We start from the raw sequence: 18,106 nt of genomic DNA, 5'->3' as shown, positions 1-18,106 counted from the left end.
TACACTCCCTTCCGTTATTTGTTCTTGGAATAATCCCGAATACGCGGCTTGATCAGCGAAACATCCACCGCTTCATACGAGATTTGTGGTCCTTCCGGTGTCCAGTCCGCAATCGTCGTTTTCAGGAAATCCTCATCGTTGCGATCCGGGAAGTCTGGTTTGTAATGGGCCCCGCGGCTTTCGTTGCGCAACAGCGCACCTTTGGTCATCGCTTCGGCCAGCTCCATCATATTCCACAGTTGCCGTGTAAACGCCGCACCCGCATTGTTCCAGCGCGAAGCGTCATTGATGTTAATGTTAGAGTAACGCTCCTTCAGCTCCTTGATCTTGTGGATCGTAGCTTCCAGCTTGTCATTATAACGAACCACAGTCATGTTGTTCGTCATCCACTCGCCCAGCTCTTTATGAAGAACATAAGCATTTTCTTTTCCGTCCATATGCAAAATACGCTCATACTTCTCCGTCTGCTGATTAACTGCCGCATCAAATACGGAAGTAGCTATATCCTGTGCAGATTTTTTCAAGCCTTTGATATATTCCACAGCCTTAGGTCCAGCTACCATCCCGCCGTAAATGGCTGACAGCAACGAGTTCGCACCCAAACGGTTCGCACCGTGATATTGGAATTCACACTCACCAGCCGCGAACAAGCCCGGTATATTCGTCATCTGATTGTAATCGACCCACATGCCGCCCATTGAATAATGAACAGCCGGGAATATTTTCATCGGGATTTTGCGCGGATCGTCACCGACGAATTTTTCATAGATTTCAATAATGCCGCCCAGCTTTACATCCAGCTCTTTCGGGTCCTTGTGGGACAGATCGAGGTAGACCATGTTCTCGCCATTAATACCCAGTCCATCATCAACGCATACACTGAATATTTCACGTGTTGCAATATCGCGAGGGACCAGATTTCCGTAAGCCGGATACTTTTCTTCGAGGAAATACCATGGCTTACCGTCCTTATACGTCCAAATACGACCGCCTTCTCCCCGTGCCGACTCGGACATGAGACGCAGCTTGTCATCCCCTGGTATAGCCGTCGGATGAATCTGGATAAACTCACCGTTCGCATAGCGTACGCCTTGCTGATACACCGCACCAGCAGCTGTGCCCGTATTAATGACGGAATTCGTGGTTTTACCAAAAATAATCCCGGGGCCACCAGACGCCAAAATAACTGCATCCGCTGCAAAAGTCTTCACTTCCATCGTACGCAAATCCTGCCCGCAAATCCCTCGGCAGATGCCTTCATCATCCAGTACAGCCTGTAAAAACTCCCAGTTTTCATACTTGGTCACCAAACCAGCAGATTCCCAGCGCCGTACCTGCTCATCGAGAGCGTACAGAAGCTGCTGTCCTGTCGTCGCGCCAGCAAAGGCGGTCCGATGATGCTGGGTACCGCCGAAGCGGCGGAAGTCCAGCAGTCCTTCCGGTGTCCGGTTAAACATGACGCCCATGCGGTCCATGAGATGAATGATCCCTGGAGCCGCTTCGCACATCGCTTTTACCGGAGGCTGGTTGGCCAGAAAGTCCCCGCCATAGACCGAATCATCAAAGTGAATCCAGGGTGAGTCTCCCTCACCCTTTGTATTTACCGCACCATTGATGCCGCCTTGAGCACAAACGGAGTGGGACCTTTTGACCGGAACCAAAGAAAATAAATGAACGTGAACTCCCGCCTCTGCCGCCTTGATCGTAGCCATTAGACCTGCCAGACCGCCGCCCACGACAATAATGTTGGATGCTGCCATTTCTGCTCACTCCTTTTTTTCAGGATTTTAACCAAATCCCCTTTTACGTTTAAAAATAGAATCTCAACACGATGTATAATGGATATGACTCATTTACAGTAGCTGTTTAAAAGCGCTGCATTGCACCAAGGCAGTTGCCGTTTCCTGAAATTCCGCGCTGCGGAATGCAAGCAGGGAAGCGATGAAGCCGATAGACACCACCACGAACAGGGTCATACAGATATAAGAAGATACTTTTTGCGCACGTGGTCCCACAGTAATCCCCCAACTGACCATAAATGCCCACAGTCCGTTAGCAAAGTGAAAGGATGCCGAAACGACACTGATTAAATACAAAATGAAATAAACCGGGTTCGTCACGATGCCATGCATAACGCCGCCTAGCTCCTCATGAGTTACTTTACCCAGAGCTACCTGAAAGCGTGTGTCGTATACGTGCCAGATAATAAATACAAATGTAATGACGCCAGAAATACGCTGGAACAGAAAGCGCCAGTTACGTGAATAGCCGAACCTTTTGACATTCGGGTCAGCCTGATAAGCGATATACAAGCCATAAATCCCGTGGAACAGTAATGGCAAGTAGATGAATAACGTTTCTAGCACAATAACCAGCGGCAAACCATTCAGGAAGGCCACGCTGCGATTAAATCCTTCCTTGCCGCCCTCCACCGCTGTGAAGTTCGTCACCAAATGCTCAACAAAAAATAGAGCCAACGGAATGACGCCAAGAAGCGAATGCAGCTTTCTGGAATAAAATCCTCTCATCTAGGTCATGCTCCCTTCTCCCAATAATAGCGTTTTCAATAGTAATATAACATATAAAATGACAGTTTCCGACAGGAAATGTCCAACAAGGTGTCCCTTATTAGGAAAAACAAAAGTGTGAACATCTTGTGTCGCTTTCATGTTACTCCTTTTCGGCTTATAATGGAATTGCAATATACGTATTAATTATTATGTCTTTTTTGCATATAGAGAGGAAGTGGATGATTTGTTTGAGGATTTGAACGCTTTTGCCGTCATTGTCGAGCAGTCCAGCCTGAATAAAGCCTCCAAACTGCTGAATCTGTCCCAACCTGCCCTGTCTCGCAAAATTGCCAAGCTGGAGGAAGAGCTGGGTGTGAATCTCTTTGATCGTCGGGGCAAACGGCTCGAAATTACGTCCACTGGCCGATTTGTTTATACATTCGCACTAGAGCAACGGCAACGACAGCTTCGCTTTTTACAAAAGCTGTCCCAGCACAAAAATGAAGCCCAGAGTATGCTTACACTCGGCGCAAGCCTCACGACACTCCAAACGACGCTGCCTACCCTCGTCGAAGCTTTCATGAGCAAGCATCCTCAAACCGAGCTGAAGCTGCTCACCGGTAAAACCCATGAAATCGTCGCCTTTGTACGTGATAAAAAAGCAGACGCCGGTATTGTCGGGTCTGCCATTCATGAAGCTGGACTGCGTTGCATTCCGCTATTTGATGATCATTTGGAGCTTGTTGTTCCCATTGGACATGAATTAACCGTCAAGACAGGAACGGCCTCGATGAAAGACCTGCAAGGATTGCCGATGATTATTTTCTCCAAAGGAACCTGGTATCGCAGTCTGACGGATGACTTATTCCAGCGCAGCGGCATCATGCCGGATATCCGCATGGAAATCGACTCCTTCGAGGCAATTGTACGCCTGCTTCCAACCTGTAAGGCTTCCGCCTTGCTACCCAAATCCTATTTGCGCAGCGAACTATTACGGGATAATGGACTCACTGCATTATACTTGCCCGATTTGAAGGAGACACGCCGAACGACCTCCCTCATTTACTCGGAGACGACCGATCTCGGTCCGACAGCACGACGCTGGATTAGCGAGACACGTGCGTCGTTTGCAGGCTATCGTATGGTGTAGAGGGTTTAGCCCTCTTCATTGACATTAACAACCTCATCCTCAAAGCGACCGATATTGTCATTCGAGCCGATGATGACCATAATATCGTCTGCTTTTAGCCGATCCATAGCCGTCGGTGCGATCAGGATACCGTTCGCCGTATGAAGCGCCACGACACTACAACCAAAGCGAGTACGGGCATTTAGCTCTGCTAGCGTTTTGCCATTCAGACATGCAGGTACATTGAGTTCCACAATACTGTATTCTTTGGACAACTCCAAATAATCGAGCAAATTAGGCGTGACTAGCTGATGAGCCACCCGGATACCCATATCCCGTTCTGGATAAATGATCCGGTCCACACCGAGCTTCTCTAGCGCACGCCCGTGCAGCACAGATATGGCTTTGGCTACGACTTTTTTCACACCCAGCTCCTTCAGCAAAATGGCGGTCAGGATGCTTACCTGAATGTCATCACCAATAGCAACAATGCCGCAATCGAAATTACGGATGCCCAGTGATCGCAATGAGTCTTCATCAGTAGCGTCCGCCACGACAGTATGTGTCAACATCTCACTCATACTGTCCACAACATCCTCATTCCGGTCGATGCCTAGCACCTCGCACCCCATATCCACCAATTGCAAAGCCAGGCTTGAGCCAAACCGCCCCAAGCCAATAACTACAAACTGCTGCGTTTTCATATCTACTCGAAAACTCCCTTATCTGAATCAATTTCATAAATGAGGATTTTGCAAAAATCCTGAAATAATTAAATCAACGAAATGTATACTACTTATCATGAAATGATTCATCCTATAATCATTTTGCCTTCCGGATGACGATATAATTCTTTACCCTTTTTCGGCCCCAGTGCATAAGCTAGCGTGAGTGGCCCCAGTCTACCTGCAAACATCGTCAGGGTAATCACCAGCTTACCTATGACTGTCAAATCAGGTGTAAGCCCCATCGACAGCCCCACCGTACCAAACGCAGACACCGTCTCAAACAAGATCATCAGAAAATGATGATCTTCGGTTGCCGACAAAATCATGGTCACCCCGATCACGAACAGCAACCCCAGCAGTGTAATGGTCAAAGCCTTGTAAATTCGTCCCTGCGCAAGTCGGTACTTGAACAGTACAATATCTTCACGCCCCCGTAGCATCGAAATCACGGCTCCAATGAGCAGCGCGAATGTTGTGGTCTTAATCCCGCCTCCAGTAGAGCCAGGAGAAGCCCCGATAAACATGAGTATGATGATAAAAAACTGCGTAGCCTGCCGCAAGCCTGCAATGTCCAGTGTATTGGCACCTGCGGTACGAGGGGTTACGGACTGGAATAAAGATCCCAGCAGTTTCCCCCCCCAATCAAGCGAGCCAAGAGTCTTTGGATTCGTAAACTCAAATACAAAAATCACGAGCGTGCCGACTACAATCATAGCGCCCGTCATGCTGAGTACCACCTTAGTATGCAAGGAAAGTCTCTTGCGCTTGCGATATTCTGCCAGGTCCGACATCACTACAAAACCAATTCCGCCTGAAATAATCAGGAACATAGCTGTAAAATTAACAATCGGATCATATACATAATCTGTCAGGCTGCGAAAGTGCCCGAATAAGTCAAAACCAGCATTGTTAAACATGGAGATGGCATGCCAAATCCCAAAATAAATCGCCCTGCCTACAGGCATATCAAACGACCAGCGAATCGCAAATATTGCAGCACATACGCCCTCAATGACCAGCGAGTACAGCAGCACCTTACGAATCAATCCGACAATTCCTTCGACAGAGGTCTGATTCATCGCTTCCTGTAAAATGAGGCGCTCCCGTAAGGAAATCCGACGTTTGAACACCAGCGCGATCAAGGTAGCCATAGTCATAAAGCCCAGGCCGCCGATCTGAATGAGCGCAGCGATAACAACTTGACCAAAGATTGTAAAAAAGGTCCCCGTATCCTTTACGACAAGCCCTGTAACACAGGTCGCGGAAGCGGCAGTAAACAAAGCGTCTATAAACGCAAGTGGCTTTCCTGTTGTATTGGAGATCGGCAGCATTAACAATAAACTACCTATTAGAATGATAATGGCAAAACCCGCAACGAATATCTGCGGTGGAGAAAGCCGGAGCCAGCTTGCATTGGGATTCATCTATTCATCACTTCTCTCCTAATCCTTAAAACTATAAAAACAGTGATTTAATACGGTGTAAGCCCGCTACGCGTTCCATTTGATCTTCCGATCGTCGTTGCCCCTAATTTTTTTGATTTTTCCAAACCTTTAGTAACTATAATTAGCATTCCCTGAATACAGGAAGAATGCATGTCAAGCACTACTCTGCCCCCTGTGCTATTGGCGGGCAGCAGCGAAGGGGGCAGAATTGTTCTGAAGAAGCGAAGCGTTTGCCTTTATCTCCGGATTTTAACCATTAAAGGGGTTATACAATCAAAAAATCCGGGGATAACAGCAATCGGAAGAATAATCTGCACCCGCAGCGGTCTAACCAATCCACACACTTTTATACACACAAAAATAGACACCGGAAAACCGAGTGCCTGACTTGGTTCCTGCTCATAGCCTACGAGGTTAGCTGACGGATTCGGGCAGCACAGTATGCCCTATTTACACATCCAATCCAGCAGGATCGGCTGTAAAATTCACCCCAGTAACATGGTTCCCCCGTTTTCTCATAGAAATTTGGCTCAACTGTATATCATTACCTATGTATTTTATAGGCATTGCCTCAAGATTATAATCCTTCTATATCCAGATCACAAAACCGATTTCGCCGAAAAAACGTGAAATTGGCTTTATTTTGCGAATGGGCATCGTTTAATCGCAGCTTATCTTATTTTATTGGAACTTTAAAGTGCTTTCACTCTATTTTCATGAATATCGCTGGTCTGTTGGCGGGAACCTGTGCAGTATGATATCTTTAATGGATGTTCTTATTTACAGATTAAGGAGGAAACTCATGAATCCTATCGGGAAACCGGTCGTGCTCACGGCCAACTTCAAAAAATTAGGCTTGCTGGGCGGGATTGGCCTGATTTGCTTTTTTATCTTTCAATTGCTTATTCCCTCGCTTAGCAATCCGAGTCCAGAATCAGTAATGAACGCAAAGGTCATCAGCAAACAAGAAGCGGTCATACACGCATTGGACTTTGCCCGCTCCGAGTTGGGCTATACTGAATCACAGCCAGAGGAGCCTGTCGTGACCTATCAGGCCGAAACAGATTTGTACGGTTATTTATCTAGAGAAAAACTGCTTCAACAGTACGACCGTACATGGAAGAAAAATTACCCTTACGAAACCTTTCGGGTTGATCTGCCTGAATCCTCAGCGAAAAGCAAACTGCAAATTCATGTGGATTTATCCACTGGGAAGGTCGTTAGCTTTAAACGGATCACCTCCAGTACCAATTACACACAGGCTGATATTTCTACGGATGAAGAAGCACGTAACAGGCTTATACGTGTAGCTGAGGACGGCATGACGCTTGAAGCCAAGGAGCAGGCGGCCGCAGTATGGGTTAAGCGCTTTGGTTTTAAGCCGTCGGACTTGAAGCTCGCCACCACTGAAAAAGAAGGTGGATTAAAGTATACCGTAGACGATAAAAAAATCGGCGCCTCGGTACTTACACTGGCTTTTACTTTCGAAGACGGTGATGTTCGCTCCTTCTCTCAAAGCTTTTCGGCCCCGTCGTCCTATACCGATTATATCGAAAAGCAAACATTTTGGGCGAATTGGATGACCTATGCGGGTTATGCCCTATTTAGCTTTGTGCTGGGTGTTCTTGCCATTGTGTATGCGTCACTCACCCGACGACATACTTCATTTGTACGCGGCATTGTTCTGTCCGTTATATACTTTATTGCAAGTATAGCTGGGACAATGAACATGCTGCCTTTATTGCAAGCAGAAGCAGGCGGTAAGGGCATGCTTATATTTCTTATGGTGTTCCAGATTGGTGTTACCTTCTTCATGGCAGTAGCGCTCTACTTCTCCTTGGTCGGCGGTGACGGACTTATGCGTCAGGTTGGACTGAATGCATGGCCGCGTGCGAAAGAGCCGGGCTACGGGCTGTATGTGCTTCGCAGTATGTATGTTGGCTACTTGTGGGCCTTTATTTTACTCGGGGTACAATCCATCTTATTCTTTATACTGGAGCGCACATTTAATACATTCTCCACAACAGATGCCACGCAATCCCCTTACAATATGGCTTATCCATGGTTACTGCCGATTATGGCCTGGATGGCAGGTATTGGAGAAGAGACTGTCTACCGTCTGTTTGGTATTCCGATGGTCAAAAAAATAGTGAAAAACACTTTTGTTGCTTGTCTGATCACCACGCTGATTTGGGCACTGGGACATACACTTTATCCGATCTATCCGGTGATTTCCAGACCTATTGAGCTGACTTTTCTTGGCTTGCTGTTCAGTTTTGTGTTCCTGCGTTACGGTTTTATTGCCGCCATGTTCAGCCATGTTATTTTTGACAGCATTCTAATGGGGCTTAGTGTAATGAGTCTGGGAGACACTGTGAATGTGAGCGCTGGTCTATTCTGGATCTTACTTCCAGCCATTGTGGGTTACATCATTTATTGGTTTAGTCCTAAAAAGCCAAATCGAATTATGTTTGAACCTATTAAAAAAGAGGAGCCGTATTCTACGACTCCTCCTCCCGAAGGGCAGCTATAATCTGACGCGCAAGCTTATCCCCAATAGAGAGAGGCCGGAATTCTTCAACGCTGGCCTCTCTTATTTTTTTGAGTGATCCAAAATGCTTGAGCAGTAACTTACGCCGTTTCTCGCCGATGCCTGGAATAGAGTCCAGCCGGGAAGTTACCATAGATTTGCCGCGTTGCTCGCGGTGGAACGTGATGGCAAAACGGTGAACCTCGTCCTGAATCCGTTGCAGCAGATAAAATTCTTCGCTATTGCGTGCAAGTGTCACGGCCTCAGAGGACTCTCCCACTAATAGTTGGGAAGTTCTATGTTTGGCATCCTTCACCAGGCCACACACAGGAATGAACAAACCCAGCTCATTTTGCAGTACATCGGTCGCCGCCTTAATTTGTCCACGTCCACCATCCACAACGATCAAGTCGGGACGTTCCAGATTTTCCTTAAGCACACGTTCATATCTACGCCGAATAACCTCACGCATCGTTTCATAATCATCGGGTCCCTGCACAGAACGGATCTTATATTTTCGATACTCCTTCTTGGCAGGCTTGCCATCAATAAACACGATCATGGCGGAGACTGGATCGGAACCCTGGATGTTGGAGTTATCAAACGCCTCCACCCGGTGCAAGCTATCCAGCCCAATGGCACGTCCGAGATTGCTTGCAGCTTTGGATGTCCGTTCCTCATCCCGCTCGATCAGCTTAAACTTCTCATCCAAAGCAACACGTGCATTTTCCGTCGCCATGCCTGTCATTTGCTTTTTCAGTCCACGCTGCGGTACAAGTACCTTAACATCCAACCATTCAGCCAGAGCGAGAGCTGCCGTAGCTGGGTCCTCCAGTCCACCGGATAGTTGGGTTTCTGTTTCCTTTATCTCTGCATCTTGGTCACCAACTTGACCTTGATTCGTTGCTACTGCATAAGCTACTCGTTCTTCAGCCACCAGCAGTGAGTCAGCAGAATGCTCTGTCTCCGTTTGTATCGCTTTCTCATCTGTCTGTCCGGTAACATCGGCTGTAGGTGCACTGTGGAGTGCAGTTTCTGCCGCAACCGGTTGATCGACATTGACCTGTTCTGCCTGCATCAGCTTAGGAGAATCTGGCAGCAATATTTCTTGCGGCACTGCTGGGTTGTCACTATAATATTGCGTCACATAGGACATAAAATCACTGTAAGCCTCACCATAGAAAGGAAAAGTCGACATATGGCGCTCGATCATTTTACCTTTGCGGACATATAGGATTTGTACACACATCCAGCCCTTATCTACTGAAAAACCGAATACATCTCGATCTTTCGCATCCGATGTGGTGATTTTCTGCTTTTCCATCATCGCGTCGATGCTGATAATCTGATCTCGCAGCTCCTTGGCCCGCTCAAAATACAATTCCTCTGCGGCCTCCTGCATTTTACGCTGAAGATCCTTTTTAATTTCCTCATGTCCCCCGCTCAAAAAGGAACCAATCTCCTGACCAATCTGGTCATACGTTTCCTTCTCGACCTCTTTCACACAAGGCCCCAAACATTGATGCATGTGATAATACAGGCACACTTCCTTGGGCATCACACCACACTTGCGTAACGGATACATACGATCCAGCAGCTTCTTCGTCTGATGTGCCGCGTAGGAATTGGGGTACGGTCCAAAATATTTTGCTTTATCTTTCAGAACGCGACGGGTCACCTCCAGCTTGGGGTGTGCCTCGTTCGTAATTTTCAAATACGGAAAGGTTTTATCATCCTTCAACAGCACGTTATAGCGCGGCTGGTGCTTTTTAATGAGGTTGCACTCCAAAATGAGCGCCTCCATATTACTACCTGTAACGATATATTCAAAATCACGGATATCGGAAACCAATCGCTGCGTCTTGCCGTTATGGCTACCTGTAAAATAGGAACGGACCCGGTTTTTCAACACTTTGGCCTTGCCGACATAAATGATGGTGCCTTCGCTGTTCTTCATCAGGTAACAGCCTGATGCATCCGGCAGTAACGCTAATTTGTGCCGTATGTTTTCCAGCGCCTTCTCCTGATTCTGCAAGTCCTCCGCATAAGGTTTCATTCGCCAGGTTCCTCCTTCCATTCTTAATGACTGCTCAACTAACTACTTATAATATATAGGAATAATACACAAAAACGCCCCCGGTATTTACAACCGGAGGCATTGACCTTTCATGGCCGCTCCACCAAGCCCCCGCGGGAGCATGGGTCACATGCGATGATTATTGGTGTTTAGTAAGCATGCTTTTCAGCGCTTCTTTGGAGTTCAGACCTACCACTTTATCAACAGGCTGTCCGTCTTTGAAAACGATCAGGGTAGGAATACTCATCACGCCGAAACGGGAAGCAGACTCTGGATTTTCATCCACGTTCACCTTCGCGATTTTGACGCTGTCGCCAACTTCTGTGGACAGATCCTCCAGAATGGGAGCGATCATTTTGCAAGGACCGCACCATGGCGCCCAAAAATCAACCAAAACGGTTCCTGTGCCTTCGACTTCTGCGTTGAAGGATTGATCGGACACGTTAACAATTGCCATTGTATGTTCCTCCTTTATAGAAAAGTCAAGATTATTATAACCTGTAATGTCTGTTTCGACACCTTTTAATTATATCACAATAGTCTTTTAATTGTAAGATATCAAAATAGCAGACGGAAAAACGCTTACCCCCGCTGATTTTTTCCCTTTACGGTAATGACATCTACAAAAGGACGAATCCGGTCCATCAAGCGTTGTCCTTTGTACATTTCCTCTCCGTCCTTGCTCGTAAAGCTGAGATGCTTCTCCAGCCCCTGCAACGAATAATTGGAAGTATAAAAAGTAGGTTTGCGGTTCATTCGGTAATTCAAAATGGAACCCATCACATGGTCCCGTACCCACGGGCTTAAATTTTCGGCACCAATATCGTCAAATACGAGCAGATCACAATTTTTGAGCATTTCGGTCGTTTCCTTCAGCTTCTGTCCGTCCTGAATCATAGACTTTAAGTCCTCCACAAAATCAGGCATATACACGATCACACCGTTCAGACCCGACAGAGCCAGCTCGTGCAATAGATAGCCCATCAAAAAAGTTTTACCCGTACCAAACGTACCTTCCAGATAAAGTCCTTTTTTGGATAGACCCTGACTTTTCGTTTCTTCAATGTAACGGAATAGCTGTGTGACGGCAGGCATACGTTGTGAATCTTTGCGCGCAATCTCAAGAGCGTTATATCCCTCCAGAAGTGCCCGTTCATCCACATAAAAGCTTTTAATTCTCTGACGCACCCGTTGTTCATGTTGGGAAGCAACCAACTTCGCACATGGGGTCCGAATGTCCACGATTTCGGCTGTTCCATTCGGATATTCCACGCCCAGCTTACAAAAGTGGCCCTGAAAATCGTTAGGACACTGTTCCAGCCCCGGACAATTGTCGCAATTTCGACGATCCCGGGCATACTGAAAGAGCATGCTCATGTTGAGTCGCAATTGTGTTTCGTCCACATCAGGATGCGCAGCACAAAACTCCTGCACGAGCGGATCATTTAGAACTTGATCGGCTACATTGCGAGTGCGCTGGCGAAACGAAGGGTTCTGCATCTGCTGTAGCAAATCGCCCAGTGATTCCAAGAACGCTCCTCCTTTCTAAAATGTGCAGAGTTATGGGGGGAGACGCTTCGCGGATGGATCATTCTTACGATCGCTGTTGCCACCAGATTTTTTCTATCGTAATAGAAATTTAAAGGTGAAAATCCGGTGGCAAAGGCGAACGCTATCGCTTCTCCAGAACGATTCCATCCGCTCCGCTACTGACCGCCATAAAGTCGACATCTATTTGAATTGGCTTCGCTTAATAGTTTCATAAAACCTAAAATTCACTAGACTTTTTTCTGTTTTCCGGATTGCATTCGTTCGGCCAGACGCAGCAGTTCATCCAATTCTTCCTCAGATACAGACTCCTCGGAAGGGTGATCCTGAACGATTGGAATGGATGGCTTGGCTGGCCCGTTATTTTTGGCATATGCGCGGGATCGGCCGCCGGAAGGAGAAGCAGAGGACTGTTTTCCTTTTACCTTGGCTTGATCCCTTATATATTGAACGGCTTTTTCGTAAGTGTTTACCTGCTTAAGCAGCATGTTGGAAGCAACGGCCTCGACAAAGTTTCGGTTAATTCGCTGATCGCTCCCCGATACGAGCAGTGACATCAAATAATGGATCAGCACATTGATGACTTCACCGGGCAGCTTATAGCTGATATCAATTTTCTCGAATATATCCAGCAGGTTACCGGGAACCGTGCCGGGGAAAAAGGTTTGCAGCAAACGGCGATAAGGCTCGTTGCGCAACATCATATTATATTGGTGAATGTCACACTTGGCTGTGAATTGTGGTGGAACCTCCACATAAAATTCCATTTCCACAGCCTGTTCTGCAGGCGGCTCTTCAGGTGTGGAAGCTTCTCTTTGGCGCAAGGCGACCACTTTGGCGGCCTGTACCTGCTGTTCCTCCTGACGCTTCCGATCCTGTCTGGAGTGCTGACTAGCCCGAAGCTGAAGCTCGTCAAGCAACAAGTCGCCTGCTTCGGTAAAAATACCATCCTCATCCAGCAAGCGACTAATATCCTGTACAGAAAGGTCAAATTTGCGAACAACGTAATTGACCATGCCTAACTGCTCGTGCTCAAACCGAAGACGTTCCACGTGCTTGCGATTGGCAGATTCACGCGGAAAACGGAGAATAATATCTGCATAATTCAATGCTTCCTCCGATTCTGACGCTAGTGGTCCAGTCTGACGGCTAGTGGACACCTCGGACAGCGCCTGTTCCAGTTCGTAATCTATAACATGGGTATTCAATTCAAATAACTCGTAGAAAGGAATCGAAATATTTTCTTTATTATAGGAAGATTGCGACCATTCGCTAGATTCCCTACTCCACAACGATTCTCTCAGAGAAAGCACTGCAAACTTACCGATTTTGTCTCTCAACAAAAGGGTGAGATGCTGCGTTCTGAAAAATTCAGCAGGTGCGAGCGGCGGCTGCATCTCATATTCATACATATAGTCGTCCGTTTCGGGTGCATACAGCCTGGACGTCTGTAATAGACCGACGGCCTCCAGCTTGGAGGTCTGTTCAATCAAATACTTGCGTCCCTTCTCACTCGGCTCCAGTCCCAGTGTCAGAAAAAGGCGACGCTGCTGTTCCAACGGCGAATAACCGACTTGTCCTACTGGCACATGCTGGAACAACAGTCGATACAGACTGACCGCAAATGCGCCTACCATCGGCTGATAGACGCTTCCCAGCATCAATTCATCCAGTGCGCTCAAGCCAAATTCCCGATAAACGCAGTAGCGGTGGTTCTCAGTATAGTGCAGCAGGTTTTTCATCCGCATTCCAACATTCTTCCTTTCCTGACATAACGGTCTCCAAGATGTTTTTCTATTCTATCATACTTGCCTTCTCGTGGGACCAACAAAATAAGGGCAATTGTTCTCCTTTTTGGCAGCCGTATTCGTCTGAGTTCTACTTTTTTCGAGAATACTAACTATTTTAAGACTTTGTGACCTGCATCATGGTAAAAATAAAATTCTTCACACTTCTTTCATTGGTGAAAAGCTTTACTTTGAGCTACAATATAATGGTTAAGCATCACGTATTGGATACAGGAATGATATAAGGAAGTACACATATTTCGGCTGAGCCGATTATCATTTACAGACGTAAAGGAGTGTAGATCGTGAGTCAACATCAACCTCAACAAACCCCAGCAACACCCAACGAAGTAGCCTCCACACTGGAAGGCTGGTATGCGCTTCACGATTTCCGGTCCATCAACTGGACAGCATGGAAGACCGCAGACGATGAAGAGCGCGCCGGAGCACTGGACGAGCTTCAAGAGTTTATGAAGGAATGGAACGTTACCGAGGAAGCGGGTCTGGGCAGTTCAGCTGTCTATACTGTTGTCGGACAAAAGGCTGATTTTGTCATGATGCACCTGCGCGAAACGCTGGAAGACCTCAATAAGCTGGAAAATGACTTTAACAAAACAACCTTCGCCAAATATACAACCAAAACCTATTCTTATGTGAGTGTGGTGGAACTGAGTAATTATTTGAGCAAGGATGAAGATCCCATGCAAAATCCACAAATTGTCGCACGCTTGAAGCCTGTACTAAACAAGGCCCGTTATATTTGCTTCTATCCAATGAACAAAAAACGTGATCTGGACGATAACTGGTACATGCTTTCGATGGACGAGCGTCGCACCTTGATGCGTAGCCACGGCTTAATTGGACGCAGCTATGCTGGCAAAGTAAAGCAAATCATTTCCGGTTCCGTCGGCCTTGACGATTGGGAATGGGGCGTAACACTGTTCTCCGATGACGCACTTCAGTTCAAGAAGCTAATCTACGAAATGCGTTTTGATGAAGTCAGTGCCCGTTACGGTGAATTCGGCTCCTTCTATGTCGGCAGCGTGTTGAACGAAGAGACATTTGAAGACATGTTGAAGCTGTAAACCATAAGCGTCGGAACTATGTCGCAACATACAATCAAGGATTCCGCGAACTCCCACTTTCGGGACGACGGAATCCTTTTTTATATATCTTGATGCGCCAGCTTTCTTTTCTCCAAAGCGATCAGAATAGAGATAATAAGCAGCAAACCACTTAGTAAGATCAAAAATCCCCCCAATTCGGGAATAAAATATTTTAAGCTTCCACCTTTAAAGCCCATACCTCTCAAAAACTTGAAATGCCAGGTCAATGGGAGAATGTTACTTACATATTGCAGCGATGGAGGCAGCATAGCCACTGGCAATTGAGCGCCGCTCAGTAAAAACGAAGGCAGTATAATTAGCATGAGGCGTGGGGAAGCTTTTCCAGGATTGGCCGCATTCCACCCTAAAGCCATCGCAAACAAACCCAACGTAATCGTGTACAGGAGAAATGGAATACTGAGCTGCCATACATTCGCTTCAAAGCGTAGTCCGCCAATTTGCTTAAGTAAACCAATGGACAGGTAAAAGGACACACATCCTACTAACGCATACGGCAACACCCTAAGAATCAAGCCATACGAATGCTGAAGCTCCTCTTTTAATCTTCCTTGCTCCCGCAATCGCGGGACAATTGTCAGTACAGTAGCACCAATCAGTGAAATCATGACCGTATTAATGAACCCCATAACCGAGGTCATCAAAGTAGCATTGGTAGGATTATATAACAGGCGCTGCTGAAGCAGCATATTGGAAGTAAGCCCTGTAACCTGACTGTCACTCATTCCCATACCCTTTAATCCACCACCAACCAGCATCGCATTTTCCGTCGCCATGATCTCTGTGACTGCCGAGCGTAGATTTCCAGTAGCCTGACCTACCGTATTATCTACATAAAAACCGATGTTGCTCTGAACTCCTTTAATCCTATTTTCCTCCAACCCAGCTGGAAGGTAAATCACCGCAAAAAACTTTTCATTATATAAAAGTAAATTCGGATCGGTTTCGTTCTCTTGCACATGGCGTACATCAATATACTGCGATGCATCTAATTTATTAATAAGCTGTCGGCTATAACTGCTATGATCTAAATCGACTACAGCTACAGAGGCATCGTTAAGCTGATTATTTTTAAAAACAAATCCAAAGGCAACAGCTACAACGATAGGAACGAGCAGCATAATAAAAACCATTTTGCCGCTGATCATCAGCTTCCATTCTTCTATAAACGCCTTCATTTCGTCACAACCTCTACCGTCATTCCAGGCAATAATTCAGATGTTCGCTGGACATCCACCCGTACTTGGAAGGAGCTGATATCCGACAGACCTTTGTCCCGACTCATTCTCATGTTGGTATACTGAGGGGCAGAAGTAATGTACCTCACCTTGCCTTGGACATCTTTATCTAAAGCTACAACGTGCGAAGTCACATTTCCCCCAGCTTTAAACTGTGATATGGAATCCTCGCCCACATAAATATCGTAGTATAGCTGATTGGTTTCAATAACGGCGCCCGTTGCCCCCGTAGAAACGATCTCTCCCATTTTAGGTACAATACGTGCCACCTTACCATCTGTAGATGCCTTCAGCACCATACGTCCGCGCTGCAATTCCAAAGTTTTGAGTTGAACACTCAATGCCTGCTTTTGTTGAGCCAGAAGATCCACATTGTATTCGCTATTCTTAACATCTTTTCGTGTTTGCGAGGTTTGAGTCAATGCTTCCTTGGCTTTTTCTGTTTTGATACGAGCCTGCTGGCGTTCCTCAGCAGTTGCGCCAGCCTCCATTTTATCCAAAGCGGTTTGCTGCTGAGCGATCCCATTTTTAGCAATGTCCGATTGTTTGCTAGCCGCTGTAATCTGGTTATTGGCAATTTCAACCTGATCCTTAGCTGTATCTAACGCGATTTGGGCATTATCCAGTTGGTTTTTGGCGTTATCCAGTTCTGCTTTGGTTCCAGCTCCAGCATCATATAACGCTTGAATACGGTTGTAATTCACTTTAGCCAAGTCCAGAGCCTGTTGTCTGGATGCTACTGTTTTTTGCGCGATTTCCGCATTTCTTTTGGCTGTCTCTACTCCTGTCAGAGCTGCGTCCAACGATTGCTGTGCTGCTTCAATAGCCAGCTTTTGTCTTACAATATCCTCCGCACGTGTGCCTTGGTTTAATAAGGACTCTCCCGCTTGCGCAGCTTGAATGTCCAATTGCCCCTGTTTTTCTGAATTCGAAATTTTCTCCGACTGATTTTGCAGCGCGTCTTTAGCCTGTTTTATTTTCACATCAGCCTGTGCGATATCCGTTTTTAATTTCTCAATTTGCAAATCAAGGTCTACAGGATCGAGGGTCATGAGCACATCCCCTTTTTTCACCTGTTGTTCTTCCTTCACCTCAATCGTGTTTACTCTTCCCCCTACACCCTGAAAAGCAACATTCACGGTATCCGCCGTAAGCAGTGTATTTTTTTGTTGGGCTGCCATACTCACAGCATCCTTGCCGCTCATTGCCATTAGCGTACCCCCGGTACCTAACGCGACAATAAGTAATACGTACACAATGATCTTTTTGTTCATTACAATAAACTCTCCTTCATGATGATTTAGCAATGATAGTTAAAAATTAATAGTCGAAAACTAATAAGGAACCTGATAGTACGACGTCTAACTATTTGAGTTGGGAAATTTTTTTATTCCCGTTTTATCTGTTCAAGTCCTGAGGAAAGCTTATTTAATAACGTAGCAAATAGAATATGATCTTCCTTCGTAAATTCATTCATCAAATCAGCAAAAAGCTGCATAAACAACGGAATTCTTTCCGTCATTAACTGTTTACCTTCATTAGTCAAGGAGATTGCAGTCATACGTCGATCCGTCAGCGTACTTCTCCGGATGATGCCGTCTCGTTCCAGCTTATCAATTACACTGGTTACTGTTGAACGAGTAACTCCTGAATATTCAGCCAGCTCGGATGGAGTCAATGCACGTTCATGAAGAAACAATGGCATTAAAATTTTCAGGTTGCCTACAGACAGCCCATATTCCGACAGTCTGGAAGACACTCCATTGTACACTTCATGCGCTGCCTGCACGAAAAGTACCAACGTATTCAACGATTGGGAGTCCGCATTTGGAAACTTTTCTGCCAATAAATTTATTCTCTTGGGATCAGCATTGATATTAAAATCAGAATTCAATCTGAAGCTCCCCCTCTGTAATTAGTAACCATACTATACGTCGTCAAATAGTTATGAGTCAATACCTTTTTTTTGTTCGCCTAAATAAAAAAGGTC

At 46.2% G+C, this 18,106-nt stretch carries 14 protein-coding genes and 1 riboswitch; of the genes, 3 read left to right on the top strand and 11 right to left on the bottom strand.

The window, feature by feature from the left end; genetic code table 11:
- Positions 1 to 14: 14 nt before the first annotated feature.
- Complete coding sequence (sdhA, locus tag MKX59_RS06080) at positions 15 to 1,760, bottom strand: succinate dehydrogenase flavoprotein subunit (RefSeq protein ID WP_013311796.1); 1,746 nt, start codon at positions 1,758 to 1,760, stop codon at positions 15 to 17.
- 93 nt (positions 1,761 to 1,853) lie between these two features.
- Positions 1,854 to 2,528, bottom strand: a complete 675-nt coding sequence (locus MKX59_RS06075) for a succinate dehydrogenase cytochrome b558 subunit (protein WP_023990144.1) — start codon at positions 2,526 to 2,528, stop codon at positions 1,854 to 1,856.
- 226 nt (positions 2,529 to 2,754) lie between these two features.
- Between MKX59_RS06075 and MKX59_RS06070 the strand changes: the two genes are divergently transcribed.
- The gene (locus tag MKX59_RS06070; protein WP_028541456.1) at positions 2,755 to 3,660 is read left to right on the top strand and encodes a LysR family transcriptional regulator; all 906 of its coding nucleotides are present in this window, start codon (positions 2,755 to 2,757) and stop codon (positions 3,658 to 3,660) included.
- 5 nt (positions 3,661 to 3,665) lie between these two features.
- On the opposite strand, the gene MKX59_RS06065 is transcribed toward MKX59_RS06070, so the two are convergent.
- Positions 3,666 to 4,343, bottom strand: coding sequence for a potassium channel family protein (locus MKX59_RS06065; RefSeq protein WP_023990146.1), 678 nt, complete (start codon positions 4,341 to 4,343; stop codon positions 3,666 to 3,668).
- A 107-nt stretch (positions 4,344 to 4,450) separates the two neighbouring features.
- A complete protein-coding gene (locus MKX59_RS06060; protein WP_076264906.1) occupies positions 4,451 to 5,791 on the bottom strand; it encodes a TrkH family potassium uptake protein in 1,341 nt (446 codons plus the stop codon).
- Between the two features lie 409 nt (positions 5,792 to 6,200).
- Positions 6,201 to 6,353: riboswitch (cyclic di-AMP (ydaO/yuaA leader) on the bottom strand.
- Positions 6,354 to 6,614: 261 nt separating this feature from the next.
- Here MKX59_RS06060 and MKX59_RS06055 point away from each other — a divergent pair.
- Positions 6,615 to 8,345: a CPBP family intramembrane glutamic endopeptidase gene (locus MKX59_RS06055; protein WP_023990148.1), complete on the top strand. Its 1,731-nt coding sequence runs from the start codon at positions 6,615 to 6,617 to the stop codon at positions 8,343 to 8,345.
- On the opposite strand, the gene uvrC is transcribed toward MKX59_RS06055, so the two are convergent.
- From uvrC to MKX59_RS06035, 4 genes are all read right to left on the bottom strand, one after another.
- Positions 8,314 to 10,398, bottom strand: coding sequence for an excinuclease ABC subunit UvrC (uvrC, locus tag MKX59_RS06050; RefSeq protein WP_068941831.1), 2,085 nt, complete (start codon positions 10,396 to 10,398; stop codon positions 8,314 to 8,316). The two genes, MKX59_RS06055 and uvrC, sit on opposite strands and share 32 nt — an antisense overlap.
- Before the next feature lie 160 nt (positions 10,399 to 10,558).
- Entirely contained in the window at positions 10,559 to 10,876 is a 318-nt protein-coding gene (trxA, locus tag MKX59_RS06045; protein WP_010347861.1) for a thioredoxin, read from the bottom strand.
- A 125-nt stretch (positions 10,877 to 11,001) separates the two neighbouring features.
- A complete protein-coding gene (gene dnaI / locus MKX59_RS06040; RefSeq protein WP_023990150.1) occupies positions 11,002 to 11,949 on the bottom strand; it encodes a primosomal protein DnaI in 948 nt (315 codons plus the stop codon).
- A 248-nt stretch (positions 11,950 to 12,197) separates the two neighbouring features.
- Complete coding sequence (locus MKX59_RS06035; protein ID WP_028541451.1) at positions 12,198 to 13,715, bottom strand: DnaD domain protein; 1,518 nt, start codon at positions 13,713 to 13,715, stop codon at positions 12,198 to 12,200.
- A gap of 344 nt (positions 13,716 to 14,059) precedes the next feature.
- On the opposite strand from MKX59_RS06035, the gene hemQ reads away from it, so the two are divergent.
- Entirely contained in the window at positions 14,060 to 14,839 is a 780-nt protein-coding gene (gene hemQ, locus MKX59_RS06030; RefSeq protein ID WP_071558303.1) for a hydrogen peroxide-dependent heme synthase, read from the top strand.
- A gap of 80 nt (positions 14,840 to 14,919) precedes the next feature.
- Here hemQ and MKX59_RS06025 read toward each other — a convergent pair whose 3' ends face one another.
- From MKX59_RS06025 to MKX59_RS06015, 3 genes are all read right to left on the bottom strand, one after another.
- Positions 14,920 to 16,056: an ABC transporter permease gene (locus tag MKX59_RS06025; protein WP_340857793.1), complete on the bottom strand. Its 1,137-nt coding sequence runs from the start codon at positions 16,054 to 16,056 to the stop codon at positions 14,920 to 14,922.
- Positions 16,053 to 17,390, bottom strand: a complete 1,338-nt coding sequence (locus tag MKX59_RS06020) for an HlyD family secretion protein (protein WP_071558302.1) — start codon at positions 17,388 to 17,390, stop codon at positions 16,053 to 16,055. Before MKX59_RS06020 ends, MKX59_RS06025 begins: the two co-directional genes overlap by 4 nt.
- 113 nt (positions 17,391 to 17,503) lie before the next feature.
- Positions 17,504 to 18,010, bottom strand: coding sequence for a MarR family winged helix-turn-helix transcriptional regulator (locus MKX59_RS06015; protein WP_023990155.1), 507 nt, complete (start codon positions 18,008 to 18,010; stop codon positions 17,504 to 17,506).
- Positions 18,011 to 18,106: the final 96 nt, after the last annotated feature.

This window comes from Paenibacillus sp. FSL R7-0340 (assembly GCF_038002205.1).
Taxonomy (GTDB): Bacteria; Bacillota; Bacilli; order Paenibacillales; family Paenibacillaceae; genus Paenibacillus; species Paenibacillus polymyxa_B.
The sequence above is the reverse complement of the archived record's forward strand: the minus strand, read 5'-3'. Positions and strand labels throughout refer to the sequence as shown.